We start from the raw sequence: 16,031 nt of genomic DNA on the forward strand, positions 1-16,031 counted from the left end.
TATGACGCAAACTCTGTTAGCGATTGAAAATTTGTCGGTGGGTTTCCGCCATCAGCAAACCGTACGTACCGTAGTAAATGATGTTTCACTACACATTGAGGCTGGCGAAACGCTGGCACTGGTGGGCGAGTCTGGTTCTGGTAAGAGCGTTACCGCGCTGTCGATTTTACGTCTACTCCCTTCCCCGCCGGTTGAATATCTCTCTGGTGATATTCGTTTTCATGGCGAATCGCTGCTTCATGCCAGCGAGCAAACATTGCGTGGTGTACGGGGAAATAAGATTGCCATGATTTTTCAGGAACCGATGGTGTCGTTAAACCCATTGCATACCCTGGAAAAACAGCTTTATGAAGTACTTTCACTCCACCGCGGGATGCGTCGGGAAGCGGCACGTGGCGAAATCCTTAATTGCCTCGATCGCGTCGGTATCCGCCAGGCGGCAAAACGGCTGACGGATTACCCGCATCAACTCTCCGGCGGTGAACGCCAGCGGGTGATGATCGCAATGGCTCTTCTCACACGGCCGGAGTTATTGATTGCTGATGAGCCAACCACCGCGCTGGATGTCTCTGTCCAGGCGCAGATTTTGCAGCTTTTGCGCGAACTGCAAGGCGAGCTGAATATGGGCATGCTGTTTATTACTCATAACCTCAGCATTGTCAGAAAACTGGCCCACCGTGTGGCGGTAATGCAAAACGGTCGCTGTGTGGAGCAAAATAACGCCGTTACGCTATTTGCCTCGCCTGCGCATCCTTACACGCAAAAGTTACTCAACAGCGAACCGTCAGGCGATCCAGTGCCGTTGCCACAACCAGCCTCAACGTTGCTTGATGTTGAACAACTTCAGGTCGCCTTCCCCATTCGCAAAGGGATCCTGAAGCGCGTCGTCGATCATAACGTGGTGGTGAAAAACGTCAGTTTTACGCTACGGGCGGGTGAAACGCTGGGTTTAGTGGGCGAGTCCGGTTCCGGCAAAAGTACAACGGGGCTGGCGCTGCTGCGGTTGATTAACTCTCAGGGCAGCATCGTCTTTGACGGTCAGCCATTGCAAAATTTAAATCGTCGCCAGCTATTACCAATCCGCCATCGCATTCAGGTTGTATTCCAGGATCCGAACTCCTCGCTCAATCCGCGGCTCAACGTGTTGCAGATTATTGAAGAAGGGTTACGGGTTCACCAACCGACGCTCTCTGCCGTGCAACGCGAAGAACAAGTGAAAGCCGTAATGCATGAAGTGGGGTTAGATCCTGAAACGCGCCACCGTTATCCGGCGGAGTTCTCTGGTGGTCAGAGACAACGTATTGCAATTGCCAGGGCATTAATTCTTAAGCCTTCGCTGATCATTCTTGATGAACCAACATCATCGCTCGACAAAACGGTACAGGCGCAGATATTGACGCTATTGAAATCATTGCAACAAAAGCATCAACTGGCCTATTTGTTTATCAGCCATGATTTGCACGTTGTCCGCGCGTTATGTCATCAGGTTATCGTGCTGCGACAGGGAGAAGTGGTGGAACAAGGACCGTGTGCGCGCGTGTTTGCCACACCGCAGCAGGAGTATACGCGTCAGCTACTGGCGTTGAGCTGACGCTTAAAATGGATTGTAGTTTGAGAAAGGTTCGGCAATGGCCACACCAAAATTTTTCAGTCGACACGTCGCCGCAAACTCGTCCTGACGATTCACAAACAGACATGGCTCACCTTCGCACTCGAGAACAGAGCACGGAACTTCAATATCGCTTAATGCCTGGCTTAGTTTGTACATCACCGACCATGCGTTATCGCCATCCGGGCTAAGTAATTTAAGCGCCACCAGGCTGTTGTCGCCGCACTGTCCATTTTGCGGAATCGGTTCAACTTTCGAACCTGCGAAACCAGCAGACCAACGATAGTTCTGCGGCAGTCGATGGACGATTGAGAGTTGTAATGAAGTCACTTATTTTCCCCGGAAGCACATTTACTTCACAATTTATTTACATTAATTTTAACACATCATCAACAATCTGTCCTTCAACAGATCGTAAAGATTGATGCCTCGCCAGCGTGGCCGCTATGGTTCTGATTTAAATGATATCTGCGGACGTGGTCACGTTTGCGGGGCTATATGTACCCGTTTCTGCGATCTAACTCAACCTTTTTAACTACAATGATGTGACTTTTTACATAAATTGAGTTTACATAAAATAAACATATATCGGGGGAATGATAGATTTGCGGTTGACATGCATCAACAAAGGAAGCCTTTTAGCTTCCCCGTTGTGCAATAGATCACCGTTTTTTCGGTCGGCTGGCGTAAAGACAGAAGAGAATGGAACTGGTCGCACAGAAAGCAATGGACCAGATCATCGGCCATGCGGAATTGAAGGTAGCCAAAGAAAGCAAAGCACCAACAACTGCGCCAATACCAAAACGGAAAGTTCCAGCCAACGACGACGCCGTTCCCGCCATATGGGGGAATTCATCCAGAATGACCGCCATCGCATTGGATGACACCATCGATACGCAGCCCACAAACGCCGCAACGCCAACCACCAGCGACCAGAAACCCAGCCCCAGCAGCGCACTGATGACCATCCATGCCGCCATAATGAACTGGATCCACAGCCCAGAACGGAACATATTTAACGCGCCAATGCGGCGGACAAAACGGCTGTTAAAGATGGTCATCACGAACAGGAAAACAATGTTTAGCGCAAAGTAATAACCAAAGTTTTCCGGCGCGACGTGGTTAATTTCAATGTAGACAAACGGCCCGGCGCTTAAGAATGAGAACATCCCGGCAAAGCTGAAACCGCTGGCCAGCATATAACTCAGGACACGCTTATGGCGGAACAGCGCAGCAAAGTTACCAATAGTGGTACGAATGTGGAACGGTTGGCGACGCTCTGGCGGCAACGTTTCTTTAATCAGGAAGAAGATCATTGCCGAAGCCAGAATTGCCGCCACAGCGAGGATCCAGAAGATGTAATGCCAGCTCAACCACACCAGCACCCAGCCGCCAACTATCGGAGCCATCAGCGGTGCAATGGTCGTCACCAGCATGACAAACGACATCATCCGCGAGAACTCTTCTTTCGGGTAGATATCGCGCATCAAAGCGTTGATAACCACGCTGGCCGCAGCCGCCGCCAGACCGTGGAAGAAACGCATCACAATCAGTTGATCGATGGTTTGCGCCAGCGCGCACGCCGCCGCTGCTGCCGCGAACACCAGCGTACCACCGAGAACAACCGGCTTGCGCCCGAAGCTATCCGCCATCGGCCCGTAGATTAACTGCCCCAACGCAAAACCCAGAATATAGGTACTCAGGGTCATCTGTGTGCTGCCCGCTGGCACACCAAACTGCGCTGAAATCACTGGCAGAGCGGGCAGATACATATCAATCGACAGCGGCATTAACATGGCCAAAAGGCCAAGGATAAAGACAATAGCAAACGACGAATGCTGTCGAGTGGTCACAACGGGCTCCTGAATAAAATGAAAGTGTTAACCGACGCTGGCAATTTCTTCTGCAGTTAATGGACGATATTCACCGGGCGCTAAATCTGCATCCAGTGTAATACCGCCAATGCGTTCACGGTGCAATTCCACCACGTGGTTACCCACGGCGGCAAACATGCGTTTCACCTGATGATAACGCCCTTCACTGATGGTCAGACGGACCTGCGTAGGGGTAATCACTTCCAGCACAGCTGGCTTAGTGAGATCTTTTTCGTTATGTAACTGCACGCCTTTGGCAAATTGTTCTGCCGTATCGTCCGCTACCGGAGACTCCAGCGTCACCAGATAGGTCTTCTCACAATGATGACGCGGAGAAGTAATGCGATGCGACCACTGACCGTCGTCAGTCATCAGCACCAGACCGGTGGTATCAATATCCAGCCGCCCTGCCGCGTGCAGTTTCCACGCCACAGGTTCATCCAGAAAATAGAGCACCGTTGGGTGATCCGGGTCATCAGTTGAGCAAACATAGCCCTGGGGCTTGTTGAGCATGAAATAACGCGGGCCGTGTTGCTGCGCCAGCGGATTGCCATCATAAGCTACATCGTGTTCAGGGAGCAGTTTGAACGCTGCATTGCGGACGATTTCGCCATCGACGGTGACACGATTGCCGCGGATTTCACGCCCGGCAATAGCACGACTAACGCCGAGTTGCTGTGCGATAAATTTATCAAGTCGCATGTGTGTGATTTTGCCTGTAAAAAACGGAGGTCGGGCATAGACCCGAAAATCAGAACTGTTGTCTGCCCAGTATAGCGGTCTAATAACTTCCCTCAAGGGAAAAAGATCCGTGGCATACTATTAGCGGATTAATCTACCTACGCTAAACCATGATTTTTACACTTCGTCCATACCAGCAAGAAGCCGTGGATGCCACGCTCAACCATTTTCGTCGTCATAAAACCCCTGCCGTTATCGTGCTGCCCACCGGTGCAGGTAAAAGCCTGGTGATTGCCGAACTGGCACGGCTGGCGCGTGGTCGTGTGCTGGTGCTGGCACACGTTAAAGAACTGGTGGCGCAAAACCATGCAAAATATCAGGCGCTGGGGCTGGAAGCCGATATTTTTGCCGCTGGGCTAAAGCGCAAGGAGAGCCACGGTAAAGTGGTCTTTGGCAGCGTGCAATCAGTCGCCCGTAATCTTGAAGCCTTTCAGGGTGAGTTTTCGCTGTTGATTGTCGATGAATGCCACCGTATTGGTGACGACGAAGAGAGCCAGTATCAGCAAATCCTGACTCACCTGACAAAAGTGAATCCCCACTTACGCCTGCTGGGGCTGACTGCCACGCCCTTTCGGCTGGGTAAAGGCTGGATTTATCAGTTTCATTATCACGGTATGGTACGCGGCGACGAGAAAGCTCTTTTCCGTGACTGCATTTATGAGCTGCCGCTGCGCTATATGATTAAACATGGCTATCTGACGCCACCGGAACGGCTGGATATGCCGGTAGTGCAATATGATTTCAGCCGCTTGCAGGCGCAGAGCAACGGGCTGTTCAGCGAAGCCGATCTCAACCGCGAGCTAAAAAAACAACAACGTATTACCCCGCACATCATCAGCCAGATTATGGAGTTTGCTGCAACGCGCAAAGGGGTGATGATTTTCGCCGCGACAGTCGAACACGCAAAAGAGATTGTGGGATTACTACCCGCCGAAGATGCTGCACTGATTACTGGCGACACCCCCGGCGCTGAGCGCGATGTGTTAATTGAAGATTTTAAAGCCCAGCGTTTTCGCTATCTGGTCAACGTCGCAGTACTGACCACCGGATTTGATGCCCCGCACGTCGATCTTATCGCCATTCTGCGCCCTACCGAATCAGTGAGTCTTTACCAACAAATTGTCGGGCGCGGTCTGCGTCTGGCTCCTGGCAAAACTGATTGCTTAATTCTTGATTATGCGGGTAACCCTCACGATCTCTACGCGCCGGAGGTCGGTACACCGAAAGGCAAAAGTGACAACGTTCCGGTACAGGTCTTCTGCCCTGCCTGCGGTTTTGCCAACACTTTTTGGGGGAAAACGACCGCTGACGGAACATTGATTGAACACTTTGGTCGCCGCTGTCAGGGATGGTTTGAAGATGACGACGGTCATCGCGAACAGTGTGACTTCCGTTTCCGTTTTAAAAATTGCCCGCAATGTAACGCGGAAAACGATATTGCCGCCCGCCGCTGCCGCGAATGTGACACCGTACTGGTTGATCCAGATGATATGTTAAAAGCGGCGCTACGACTGAAAGACGCGCTGGTATTACGCTGTAGCGGCATGTCTTTGCAGCATGGGCACGACGAGAAAGGCGAATGGTTGAAAATCACCTATTACGATGAAGACGGCGCGGATGTGAGTGAGCGTTTCCGTCTGCAAACGCCCGCCCAGCGTACCGCCTTCGAGCAGCTTTTTATCCGCCCGCATACGCGCACACCGGGCATCCCTCTGCGCTGGATCACCGCCGCCGATATCCTCGCCCAGCAAGCCTTACTGCGACACCCGGATTTTGTCGTCGCCCGCATGAAAGGTCAGTACTGGCAAGTGCGTGAAAAAGTGTTCGATTACGAAGGTCGTTTTCGTCGGGCGCACGAATTACGCAGTTAATGGTAGTTTTGATTGATGTATAAGGCGATTGAGTATAGAATCTCGCCCGCTTTTGCATACGCAAAGCAGATCACTTACCTGTTGCTGGGTCGCCTGTAGCAGGATTAATTTAAGAGAGAAAGAAATGTTTACTATCAACGCAGAAGTACGTAAAGAGCAGGGTAAGGGTGCGAGCCGCCGCCTGCGTGCCGCTAACAAATTCCCGGCAATCATCTACGGTGGCAAAGAAGCGCCGCTGGCTATCGAGCTGGATCACGACAAAGTCATGAACATGCAAGCTAAAGCTGAATTCTACAGCGAAGTTCTGACCATCGTTGTTGACGGTAAAGAAATCAAAGTTAAAGCTCAGGACGTACAGCGTCACCCGTACAAACCGAAGCTGCAGCACATCGACTTCGTTCGCGCTTAATTGCTGAATAAGTTGTAAAAAACCCCGCTCCGGCGGGGTTTTTTGTATCTGCAGATTATACCTGATTACGGTATTGCTATTTTTTGCAGGCCAGATAAGGCGTTCACACCGCATCTGGCATTCAGAACACAAAACCGATTAATTGCCGCCAGACGTCCGGCGCTGCAATTGATCACGCAGGTTTGGCGGCGTACCCTTAATGGTCAGCGTATCGGTTGCCGGATCCCAGAAGATGCGTTCACCTAACAGCATCGCATCAAAGTTAATGGTCAAGCCACCGCCGCTACCGGCAAACTTCGTCAACTGACGCAGCGTGCTGCGGTCTGCCGGGAAGCTCTCTTCCAGTTCATACCCTTTTTCAGCAGCAAACTCCGTGAAGCTCACTTCGCTGACGCCCGCCAACTCTTTCGACAGCGACTCCAGTTCGATCTCCTCGCCTGCCTGCAGCTGCTCATTACAGTAGCTATAAACCTGCTGGCGCACGTTCTGTCGCTCTGCTTTATCCAGTTGTGCTTCTGCGGTGAAGTCGTCGACCGCTTGCAACAGACCGCGGTTTTGCGCTTTCGCGTTCAACCCCTCGCTGGCACCGAGGAAGTCCATAAAGAAATCGGCGACTTTGCGTCCGACTCGCCCTTTCAGGAAAGTCAGATAGCGGGTCGATTCCGGATTGGTTTCCCACTCGGTTAAATCGATACGCGCCACGATATCCGCATGATTGATATCGAGATAATGGGTCGGGTTAATATCGAGATTTTCGTTTACGCGCATACTGCTCAGGTTGCTTAGTACTGCCACCAACAGATATTCCACTGCCAGATAACGGTAGTGACAAAACAGTACGAAACCGCCGTCAGCAAAAGGATATTTCGCCAGTTCGTCACGCAGGCGTCCAGTTGCCGCGCGGCTAAATGCCAGAAAGTCCTCTTCGCCCTGACGTTGCAAGCGCAGCGTCTGCGCCAGTTCACTCTCTTCACTGAACAAACCGTAGGCTTTGTTCTTGGCGCTATAGACCCGATGTAATTCTGCCACCATCTCAACGACGGTTTCCGTCGGTTCCAGCAATGAATCGCGCAACACCAGCTCAAGGTTCTGCTCATCACGCTTGATAAGCTGGTGCAGAGCAATCTGGTTGATATCCAGACTCATGATAAACTCTCCTTTAAGACCGGGCGGTATTCAACCACCACCGGTAAAGCGACGCAATAAAAGTTGGCGGCCATTTTACAGAAGGCTGCGTAAGGAGAATGATTGAAAGCATAAAAAAGCAGAAAAAAAACCGTTGCTACGGTAATATGTTGCCCTTTCATCAACTAACTGATTTCGATTTATGCCACAAATTTCCCGCTACAGTGATGAACAGGTTGAACAATTGCTCGCAGAGCTGCTCAACGTACTGGAAAAACATAAGGCTCCGACCGACCTTTCCCTGATGGTGTTAGGCAACATGGTCACTAACCTTATCAATACCAGCATTGCCCCGGCTCAACGCCAGGCGATTGCCAACTCTTTTGCCCGCGCTTTGCAGTCCTCAATCAACGAAGACAAAGCGCACTAAGGGAAACAGATAACAGGTTATGGTAACTCATCGTCAGCGCTACCGTGAAAAAGTCTCCCAGATGGTCAGCTGGGGGCACTGGTTTGCACTGTTCAACATTCTGCTCTCACTAGTCATTGGCAGCCGTTACCTGTTTATCGCCGACTGGCCGACAACGCTTGCGGGTCGTATTTATTCCTACGTAAGTATTATCGGCCACTTCAGCTTTCTGGTGTTCGCCACCTACTTGCTGATCCTCTTCCCGCTGACCTTTATCGTCGGCTCACAGAGGCTAATGAGGTTTTTGTCCGTCATTCTGGCCACTGTGGGAATGACGCTGTTACTGATCGACAGCGAAGTCTTTACTCGTTTCCATCTCCATCTTAATCCCATCGTCTGGCAATTGGTTATCAACCCAGACGAAAATGAGATGGCGCGCGACTGGCAGCTAATGTTTATCAGCGTGCCAGTTATTTTATTGATTGAACTGGTGTTTGCGACGTGGAGCTGGCAAAAATTGCGCAGTCTGACGCGTCGTCGGCGCTTCGCCCGTCCGCTGGCTGCATTCTTATTTATCGCCTTTATCGCCTCACACGTAGTGTATATCTGGGCCGATGCTAACTTCTATCGCCCTATCACTATGCAGCGCGCCAACCTGCCGCTTTCGTACCCGATGACGGCGCGACGTTTTCTTGAGAAGCATGGTCTGCTTGATGCACAGGAGTATCAACGCCGTCTGATCGAGCAAGGAAATCCAGACGCTGTTTCCGTACAGTATCCGTTAAGCGAATTGCGCTACCGCGATATGGGCACCGGGCAGAATGTGCTGTTGATTACTGTCGATGGGCTGAACTACTCACGCTACGAGAAGCAGATGCCTTCACTGGCAGGTTTTGCTGAGCAAAATATTTCGTTCACGCGTCATATGAGTTCCGGCAACACTACCGACAACGGTATCTTTGGCTTGTTCTATGGCATCTCGCCAAGCTATATGGACGGTATTCTGTCGACCCGTACGCCTGCGGCGTTAATTACCGCGCTCAACCAGCAAGGCTATCAGTTGGGCCTATTCTCGTCAGATGGCTTTACCAGTCCGCTTTATCGTCAGGCATTGTTGTCAGACTTCTCTATGCCGAGCGTACATACACAATCCGATGAACAGACCGCCACGCAGTGGATCAACTGGCTTGGCCGCTACGCGCAAGAAGATAACCGCTGGTTCTCGTGGGTATCTTTCAATGGCACCAATATTGACGACAGCAACCAGCAAGCATTTACCCGGAAATATAGCCGCGCGGCTGGTAATGTCGATGACCAAATCAATCGCGTCCTGAATGCGTTACGTGAGTCCGGGAAACTGGACAACACGGTGGTGATTATCACTGCTGGTCACGGCGTTCCGCTGAGCGAAGATGAAGAAACCTTTGACTGGTCACGTGGCCATCTTCAGGTGCCATTAGTCATTCACTGGCCAGGTACACCGGCACAGCGTATTAATGCCCTGACCGATCATACCGACCTGATGACGACGCTGATGCAACGCCTGCTGCACGTCAGCACGCCTGCCAGCGAATATTCACAAGGTCAGGACTTGTTCAACCCAGAACGCCGTCATTACTGGGTAACAGCCGCGGATAACGATACGCTGGCAATTACCACACCGAAAATGACGCTGGTGCTGAACAATAACGGTAAATACCGCACTTACAACTTACGTGGTGAAAGAGTGAAAGACGAAAAACCACAGTTAAGTTTGTTATTGCAAGTGCTGACAGACGAGAAGCGTTTTATCGCTAACTGATTAATTATAAATCAGTTAGCAAAATATCTTACTTGCAATCGTTGTGGAAAACGGTAGTATAAGCAGCCACGAGTCGGCACGTAGCGCAGCCTGGTAGCGCACCGTCATGGGGTGTCGGGGGTCGGAGGTTCAAATCCTCTCGTGCCGACCAAAAATCCCAAGAAAACCAACCGCAAAGGTTGGTTTTTTTATATCTACGTCAATGCCCCTCTACCCACACTTACAGTTTTCACTACATGCCCATACATAAAATGGGGTAACATTCACGCGCCTGGTAGCGTTACCAACGCTACGCTCAAACATAATGATTCTAATAAAACCTCAGGAGACTACTATGCCTGAAGCAACGCCTTTTCAGGTGCTGATTGTGGATGATCATCCACTTATGCGACGCGGTGTTCGTCAGTTACTGGAGCTTGACCCTGGCTTTGAAGTGGTCGCCGAAGCAGGCGACGGCGCTAGTGCTATCGATCTGGCAAATAGACTGGATATCGACGTGATCTTGTTGGATCTCAATATGAAAGGTATGAGTGGTCTGGATACCCTCAATGCCTTGCGCAGGGATGGCGTTACCGCGCAGATTATAATCCTGACAGTGTCTGATGCCTCCAGCGATATCTTTGCACTGATAGACGCTGGCGCAGACGGTTATCTGTTGAAAGATAGCGACCCGGAAGTATTGCTGGAAGCGATTCGCGCCGGAGCAAAAGGCAGCAAAGTCTTTAGTGAACGCGTCAGTCAGTACTTACGCGAGCGCGAAATGTTTGGCGCTGAAGAAGACCCCTTCAGCGTGCTAACGGAGCGTGAATTAGATGTTCTGCACGAACTGGCACAGGGGCTGTCAAATAAACAGATTGCCTCGGTGTTGAATATTTCCGAGCAGACAGTAAAAGTACATATTCGCAATCTGCTGCGTAAACTCAATGTCCGCTCACGCGTGGCGGCCACCATTCTGTTCCTGCAACAACGCGGGGCACAATAAAAATAGCCCGATGGCATCACCATCGGGCTGAGATTTATGACAAACGCAAAACTGCCTGATGCGCTACGCTTATCAGGCCTACGCGGATCGATCAATTTAGTGAATTTACACGATTTTGTAGGCCGGATAAGGCGTTCACGCCGCATCCGGCATAAACTAAGCGCACTTTGTCATCAGTCTGGCCCGATGGCATCACCATTGGGCCTCTTTTTATTTACTCTCCTGCGGCGACAAATGTTGCATCGCCTGCGCAATACTACGTTCAATCACCGCACGGCGAGTATCGTTGGCAGGTAAGAGTTTCAACATCATCTCCCACGCGGCAACGGCTTCGCCAAATCGCTGCTGCTCAAAGGCATTAAACGCATACATGCTTAACACACGAATATTGCTGTGGTCGCTTCTTACCAACTGACGTAGCAGTTCACCACCCAGGCGGTTGTCGTTGGGATCAGATGAACGTGTCAACGCTTCAGCGTATCCCAGTGCGGCATCACTGTTTTTCGGATCGAGGCGATATGCAGTAGCGTATGCATCAGTCGCGATACTGGCATTCCCCAGCGCCATGCCAATGCGGCCAAGCATAATCCAGCCTTCTATATCTCCCGGATTTTTTTGCAGTTGAGTACGCATCCCCAGCGCAAGGCGCGACATCTCTTCTTCGTTGAGCGGATCGGCTTTCGGATCCAGCGCCCTGTCCAGCAACGCCGGAGCCTGTGCCGTGGCCTGCTGCCATATTTTCACCTGCTGATAATTGCCGGTCTGGTAGTAGCTGACGCCTGCTACAATCAACGCCACCACAATACCCGGCAGGTAAACAGCAAATCCGGCACGCTTACCTTCCGGCACGCTTTGTTCAGGAAACTCCTCCACCGCCAGCCGTACACGCCGCCGCGAGCGGGCGTAAATGACCCAACCGCCAATGCCAATAGCCACTACCGGAAGCACCCACAGCAGCACGGTCAGCGGCGTTAACGGCGGATCGTAAGTGACGAAGTTGCCGTAACGCGCCACCATATAATCGACAATCTCTTTCTTACTTTTACCTTCCTGCATCAGTTCATACACTTTCTGGCGCAGGTCGGTGGCAATCATCGAGTTGGAATCAGCAATGCTGTTGTTCTGGCATTTCGGGCAGCGCAGCTCTTCAGTGAGCTGACGGAACTGTTGTTCCTGTGCTTCATCTTTAAACTGCAACACGTCGATGGTCGCCAGCGCTGAGCCGGAGATCATCAGCATCAGCACGCCCAATAAAAACCTCATTGTGCGGCCTCCTTACTGTATTTCTCCCACAGCGGCTTGATCTCTTCTTCCCAGACGCGAGGATTCAGATCGCCCGCATGGCGATAGCGAATGATGCCGTTGCCGTCAATAAGGAACGTTTCTGGCGCGCCATAGACACCCAGATCCAGCCCTAACATGCCGTCACCGTCAAACAGGCTTAACGCATAAGGATTACCCAGCTCTTTCAGCCAGCTAATCGCTTTCTGGCGATCGTCTTTATAGTTCATGCCAACCACGCGGATACCCTGCGCAGAAAGCTGATTCAGATATTGATGTTCCGCACGGCAGGTCGGACACCAGGTCGCCCAGACGTTAAGCAGCACTGGTTTGCCCTGAGTCAGCACATCCGCCTGATAAAACTGCCCCGGATTGTCCAGTGATTCGAGGCGAAACTTCGGCACCGGCTTGCCAATGAGCGCAGATTCCAGATTGGTCGGATCATCCCCTTCGGCATTGCGCGCCAACTGCCACAGCAGCGCCGCGGCAATCGCCAGGAAGATAATCAAAGGAATTAACAATACTTTGCGCTTCATACAGCCTCCGGCGCAGTTTTCTGCGGGTTCACGCGCTTACGATAGCGAGGATCAAACAGGCACAGCAGCCCGCCCAGCGCCATCATCAGCCCGCCCACCCAGATCCAGCGAACAAAAGGTTTGTAGTAGAGACGAACAGCCCAGGAACCGTTTTCCAGTTCTTCACCGAGCGCGGCGTACAGGTCACGGGTGATGCCGCCGTCAATCGCCGCTTCGGTCATCATCGACCCGGCAGTGTTGTAATAACGTTTTTCCGCATACAGCACCGTTTCCGGCTTGCCATCTCGCGTTACGCCGATAGTCGCCACACCGCCGCGCCAGTTCGGACCAGTCACCTCTTTAACATCACGGAAGGTGAAGCGATATTCATGAATATCGACGCTATCGCCGGACTTCATGCGCACATCACGCTCAACGCTGTAGTTCTGACTGAAAGCAATACCAACAATTGTCACTGCCAGCCCCAGGTGAGCCGCCACCATCCCCCAATAACTGAAGGTGGTTTTCGTGCCGCGTGAAATACGCAGCGCCGCTTCTGCAATTGCCAGCACCGCAATCCAGCAGGCCATTGCCAGGCCGAGCACCGTCATCGCCACCACTTTGCTTTCGAACAGCCACGGCAACAGCAGCGACAGCACCAGCGTAGAGATAAAGGCGAAAATCAATAAATTGCGGATTTTACGCGGTCGATCGCGTCCCCAGCGCACCAGAGGACCGACACCAAGCAGTAGTGCAAACGGCACCATCAGCCAGGTAAACATGGTGTTGAAGAACGGTTCGCCAATCGAAATGCTGCCCAGTCCCAGTTGCTTGTGCACCAGCGGCAGCAGCGTCCCCAGCAACACCACCAGCATCGCGGCGACCAGCAAAACGTTGTTCGCTAACAGCAAAGATTCCCGCGACCACAGCGCATTGTTTACGCGTGAGCGAACTTTGTGTCCACGCGCGGCAAACAGCAGCAGCGAACCGCCAATCACCAATACCATAAAGGCGAGGATAAACATGCCGCGCGCCGGATCAGACGCAAACGCGTGTACCGATACCAGCACGCCGGAACGCACCAGGAAAGTCCCCAGCAGACACAACGAGAAGGCACTGATTGCCAGCAGTAATGTCCACGCTTTGAAGCTGGCACGCTGTTCAGTCGCCGCCAGCGAGTGCATCAACGCAGTCCCCACCAGCCACGGCATAAACGAGGCGTTTTCTACCGGATCCCAGAACCACCAGCCACCCCAGCCGAGTTCGTAATAGGCCCATGCGGAACCGAGCACAATGCCGAGCGTCAGGAAAATCCACGCCGCCAGCGTCCACGGGCGAGTAAAACGCGCATAAGTGCTGTCCAGACGCCCGCTCAGCAAAGAAGCAATGGCAAAAGCAAACGCCACCGAGAAACCCACGTACCCCATATAAAGCAGAGGCGGATGGAAGATCAGCCCCGGATCCTGTAACAACGGGTTAAGATCGCGCCCTTCAATCGGGAAGTTCGGCAGCGTGCGTGAGAATGGGTTAGAGGTAAAGAGAATGAACAGCAAAAAGCCGACGCTGACCATCCCCATTATCGCCAGTACGCGGGCCACAATATCCAGCGGAATACGCTGACTAAAAATCGCCACCGCAAAGGTCCAGCCGCTCATCAGCAGCACCCACAGCAGTAGCGAGCCTTCATGCGCGCCCCAGGTAGCCGCCACGCGATACCACACCGGAAGCTGGGTATTGGAGTTGCTGGCAACATAGGTGACGGTAAAGTCGTTGACCACGAAAGCGTTGACCAGCACCAGAAACGCGCCAGCCACAGACATAAACAGCAGCCAGGCAAACAAGCGGGAAGACGCCATCATGCGCGCATCTCCGCGCGCCACGCCCCATAGCGGATACACGGACAGCAGCAGCGCAATCCCTAACGCCAGGCACAGCAGCCCGTTTCCAATTTCCGGCATCATGATGCTGGGTCCTTATAAACACTCGCCGGGCGACGGTGGTTAGCTTCCATCGCTTTCTCAACTTCAGGCGGCGTGTAGTTTTCGTCGTGTTTCGCCAGCACTTCTTTTGCGAGGATATGATTGCCTTTTTCCAGCTCGCCCTGCACCACAACGCCCTGCCCTTCACGGAACAGATCCGGCAAAATGCCTTCGTAAGAGACATCCACTGAGCCTTCAGCGTCGTAAATGGTGAAGGTCACTTTCAGCGAATTGGGATCGCGCTGCACACTACCCGGCATCACCATCCCGCCAACGCGCAGACGCTGACCGACTTCCGGCATTTGCTGAGTTTCACGCTTGCCGTAGAGAATTTCCCCCGGCGTATAAAAGAGATCGATATTCGAGCGCAGCGCATATAGCACCAGACCGATAGTCAGCGCCAGCCCTGCCAACACGGCACAGGCAATCCACAAGCGGTTTTTACGGCGAATATTCATGCAGCCTCCTGCTGTTGCGCAGCACGTAAACGCGCCTCACGCGCCCGCTGTTGCGCCACGCCACGCAGAATTGCGCGATGTTGCATCACCGAGTGCACGACCAAAACCACCAGCGGAATAACGGTCATCACCACCGCCAGCCAGACAAAAAAGGCGTAACCGCCCATTGCGAAAAATTCATTCCAGGAAGCAAATGCAGGGGTCATTTACGGCCTCTTTTCAGTATCAGTTCACTCACCCACGGACGGCGTTTTTCCATCAGCAAAATCAAATTACGCATCCGCATCAGCGTCAGCGTGGCAGACAGGAGCAGGAAGCCAAAAATCGACCAGCGCAGCGGCGAACGCATCGCCGGATCGATACTTTGCTGCATCCGCGTTGATCCCTGATGCAGGGTGTTCCACCACTCCACGGAGTAATGAATAATCGGCAGATTCACCACGCCAATCAGCACCAGGATACCTGCCGCACGGCCCGCCAGACGGCGGTCGTCGAAGGCGTGCCACAGGGCAATCACACCCACATACAGAAACAGCAGCACCAGTTCAGAAGTCAGGCGTGCATCCCATACCCACCAGGTGCCCCACATCGGTTTTCCCCATGCAGAGCCGGTAACCAGGGCAATAAAGGTAAACACGGCACCAATGGGGGCCATCGCCGCCACCGCCAGGTTGGCCATTTTCATCTGCCAGACAAGGCCAATAAACGCTGCCACCGCCATTGATGCATAAATGCCCATCGACCAGATCGCCGCAGGTACATGCAAGTAGATAATGCGGTAGCTATTTCCCTGCTGATAATCAGCCGGAGCAAAGCCGAATCCCCAGATCCAGCCAACGGTAAGCACGACCACACTGGCAATTGCCAGCCACGGTATAAACCAGCCACAGATTTGATACAGCCGTGGTGGGATCGCCAGTTGATGCAGTGTTTTCCACATAGTTTCGATACCAGACTCGAACAAAAATCAGTAATCC

General features: G+C 52.4%; 16 protein-coding genes and 1 tRNA gene. 7 read left to right on the forward strand and 10 right to left on the reverse strand.

Translation table 11 applies throughout. The annotated features are described in order from the left end of the window. The first annotated feature begins 1 nt into the window (after position 1). Entirely contained in the window at positions 2–1,591 is a 1,590-nt protein-coding gene (yejF, locus tag D9742_RS10470) for a microcin C ABC transporter ATP-binding protein YejF (protein WP_130236868.1), read from the forward strand. A gap of 3 nt (positions 1,592–1,594) precedes the next feature. On the opposite strand, the gene D9742_RS10475 is transcribed toward yejF, so the two are convergent. The 3 genes from D9742_RS10475 to rsuA all read right to left on the reverse strand — a co-directional run bounded on the left by D9742_RS10475 (position 1,595) and on the right by rsuA (position 4,185). Beyond that, positions 1,595–1,939, reverse strand: a complete 345-nt coding sequence (locus D9742_RS10475) for a YejG family protein (RefSeq protein ID WP_064526789.1) — start codon at positions 1,937–1,939, stop codon at positions 1,595–1,597. Between the two features lie 332 nt (positions 1,940–2,271). Further along, on the reverse strand, positions 2,272–3,462 hold the full coding sequence (bcr, locus tag D9742_RS10485; RefSeq protein WP_130236869.1) for a multidrug efflux MFS transporter Bcr: 1,191 nt from the start codon (positions 3,460–3,462) through the stop codon (positions 2,272–2,274). A 27-nt stretch (positions 3,463–3,489) separates the two neighbouring features. After that, positions 3,490–4,185 carry a 16S rRNA pseudouridine(516) synthase RsuA gene (gene rsuA, locus D9742_RS10490; protein ID WP_064526785.1) on the reverse strand — a complete coding sequence of 232 codons (696 nt, stop codon included), beginning with the start codon at positions 4,183–4,185 and terminating at the stop codon, positions 3,490–3,492. A gap of 149 nt (positions 4,186–4,334) precedes the next feature. Here rsuA and D9742_RS10495 point away from each other — a divergent pair, with 149 nt between their 5' ends. Together D9742_RS10495 and rplY are read left to right on the forward strand one after the other, a co-directional pair. Continuing rightward, positions 4,335–6,095 carry a DEAD/DEAH box helicase gene (locus D9742_RS10495; RefSeq protein WP_130236870.1) on the forward strand — a complete coding sequence of 587 codons (1,761 nt, stop codon included), beginning with the start codon at positions 4,335–4,337 and terminating at the stop codon, positions 6,093–6,095. Positions 6,096–6,219: 124 nt separating this feature from the next. Next, entirely contained in the window at positions 6,220–6,504 is a 285-nt protein-coding gene (gene rplY / locus D9742_RS10500; RefSeq protein ID WP_000494183.1) for a 50S ribosomal protein L25, read from the forward strand. Positions 6,505–6,642: 138 nt separating this feature from the next. Here rplY and yejK read toward each other — a convergent pair whose 3' ends face one another. Beyond that, positions 6,643–7,650: a nucleoid-associated protein YejK gene (gene yejK / locus D9742_RS10505; protein WP_000050789.1), complete on the reverse strand. Its 1,008-nt coding sequence runs from the start codon at positions 7,648–7,650 to the stop codon at positions 6,643–6,645. A gap of 181 nt (positions 7,651–7,831) precedes the next feature. Here yejK and D9742_RS10510 point away from each other — a divergent pair, with 181 nt between their 5' ends. The 4 genes from D9742_RS10510 (at position 7,832) to narP (ending at position 10,821) form a co-directional block, all read left to right on the forward strand. Further along, the gene (locus tag D9742_RS10510; protein ID WP_001135667.1) at positions 7,832–8,059 is read left to right on the forward strand and encodes a YejL family protein; all 228 of its coding nucleotides are present in this window, start codon (positions 7,832–7,834) and stop codon (positions 8,057–8,059) included. Between the two features lie 19 nt (positions 8,060–8,078). After that, entirely contained in the window at positions 8,079–9,839 is a 1,761-nt protein-coding gene (gene yejM / locus D9742_RS10515; protein WP_130236871.1) for an LPS biosynthesis-modulating metalloenzyme YejM, read from the forward strand. Between the two features lie 74 nt (positions 9,840–9,913). Then, positions 9,914–9,990, forward strand: a tRNA-Pro gene (locus tag D9742_RS10520). Between the two features lie 183 nt (positions 9,991–10,173). Further along, a complete protein-coding gene (gene narP, locus D9742_RS10525; protein WP_064526779.1) occupies positions 10,174–10,821 on the forward strand; it encodes a nitrate/nitrite response regulator protein NarP in 648 nt (215 codons plus the stop codon). Between the two features lie 210 nt (positions 10,822–11,031). Here the strand turns inward: narP and ccmH are convergent, their stop codons facing one another. From ccmH to ccmC, 6 genes are read right to left on the reverse strand one after another with little or no spacing between them, the layout of a single operon-like run. Further along, positions 11,032–12,084: a cytochrome c-type biogenesis thiol:disulfide oxidoreductase CcmH gene (gene ccmH / locus D9742_RS10530; protein ID WP_130236872.1), complete on the reverse strand. Its 1,053-nt coding sequence runs from the start codon at positions 12,082–12,084 to the stop codon at positions 11,032–11,034. Then, entirely contained in the window at positions 12,081–12,638 is a 558-nt protein-coding gene (gene dsbE / locus D9742_RS10535; protein ID WP_000824439.1) for a thiol:disulfide interchange protein DsbE, read from the reverse strand. Before dsbE ends, ccmH begins: the two co-directional genes overlap by 4 nt. Continuing rightward, a complete protein-coding gene (ccmF, locus tag D9742_RS10540) occupies positions 12,635–14,578 on the reverse strand; it encodes a cytochrome c-type biogenesis heme lyase CcmF (protein WP_130236873.1) in 1,944 nt (647 codons plus the stop codon). Before ccmF ends, dsbE begins: the two co-directional genes overlap by 4 nt. After that, positions 14,575–15,054, reverse strand: a complete 480-nt coding sequence (gene ccmE, locus D9742_RS10545) for a cytochrome c maturation protein CcmE (protein ID WP_001026418.1) — start codon at positions 15,052–15,054, stop codon at positions 14,575–14,577. Before ccmE ends, ccmF begins: the two co-directional genes overlap by 4 nt. After that, complete coding sequence (gene ccmD / locus D9742_RS10550; protein ID WP_000186540.1) at positions 15,051–15,260, reverse strand: heme exporter protein CcmD; 210 nt, start codon at positions 15,258–15,260, stop codon at positions 15,051–15,053. The genes ccmE and ccmD overlap by 4 nt, the downstream gene beginning before the upstream one ends. Then, the gene (ccmC, locus tag D9742_RS10555; protein WP_001295447.1) at positions 15,257–15,994 is read right to left on the reverse strand and encodes a heme exporter protein CcmC; all 738 of its coding nucleotides are present in this window, start codon (positions 15,992–15,994) and stop codon (positions 15,257–15,259) included. Before ccmC ends, ccmD begins: the two co-directional genes overlap by 4 nt. Positions 15,995–16,031: the final 37 nt, after the last annotated feature.

This window comes from Escherichia sp. E1V33 (assembly GCF_004211955.1).
In the GTDB taxonomy this organism is placed as follows: Bacteria; Pseudomonadota; Gammaproteobacteria; order Enterobacterales; family Enterobacteriaceae; genus Escherichia.

Bases quoted from the DNA above. Each gene is read 5' to 3' on its own strand.
- yejF (WP_130236868.1), top strand. From the start codon at position 2: ATGACGCAAACTCTGTTAGCGATTGAAAATTTGTCGGTGGGTTTCCGC.
- rsuA (WP_064526785.1), bottom strand. From the start codon at position 4,185: ATGCGACTTGATAAATTTATCGCACAGCAACTCGGCGTTAGTCGTGCT.
- narP (WP_064526779.1), top strand. From the start codon at position 10,174: ATGCCTGAAGCAACGCCTTTTCAGGTGCTGATTGTGGATGATCATCCA.
- D9742_RS10495 (WP_130236870.1), top strand. From the start codon at position 4,335: ATGATTTTTACACTTCGTCCATACCAGCAAGAAGCCGTGGATGCCACG.
- ccmD (WP_000186540.1), bottom strand. From the start codon at position 15,260: ATGACCCCTGCATTTGCTTCCTGGAATGAATTTTTCGCAATGGGCGGT.
- dsbE (WP_000824439.1), bottom strand. From the start codon at position 12,638: ATGAAGCGCAAAGTATTGTTAATTCCTTTGATTATCTTCCTGGCGATT.
- yejK (WP_000050789.1), bottom strand. From the start codon at position 7,650: ATGAGTCTGGATATCAACCAGATTGCTCTGCACCAGCTTATCAAGCGT.
- ccmC (WP_001295447.1), bottom strand. From the start codon at position 15,994: ATGTGGAAAACACTGCATCAACTGGCGATCCCACCACGGCTGTATCAA.
- ccmE (WP_001026418.1), bottom strand. From the start codon at position 15,054: ATGAATATTCGCCGTAAAAACCGCTTGTGGATTGCCTGTGCCGTGTTG.
- ccmF (WP_130236873.1), bottom strand. From the start codon at position 14,578: ATGATGCCGGAAATTGGAAACGGGCTGCTGTGCCTGGCGTTAGGGATT.
- D9742_RS10510 (WP_001135667.1), top strand. From the start codon at position 7,832: ATGCCACAAATTTCCCGCTACAGTGATGAACAGGTTGAACAATTGCTC.
- yejM (WP_130236871.1), top strand. From the start codon at position 8,079: ATGGTAACTCATCGTCAGCGCTACCGTGAAAAAGTCTCCCAGATGGTC.
- rplY (WP_000494183.1), top strand. From the start codon at position 6,220: ATGTTTACTATCAACGCAGAAGTACGTAAAGAGCAGGGTAAGGGTGCG.
- ccmH (WP_130236872.1), bottom strand. From the start codon at position 12,084: ATGAGGTTTTTATTGGGCGTGCTGATGCTGATGATCTCCGGCTCAGCG.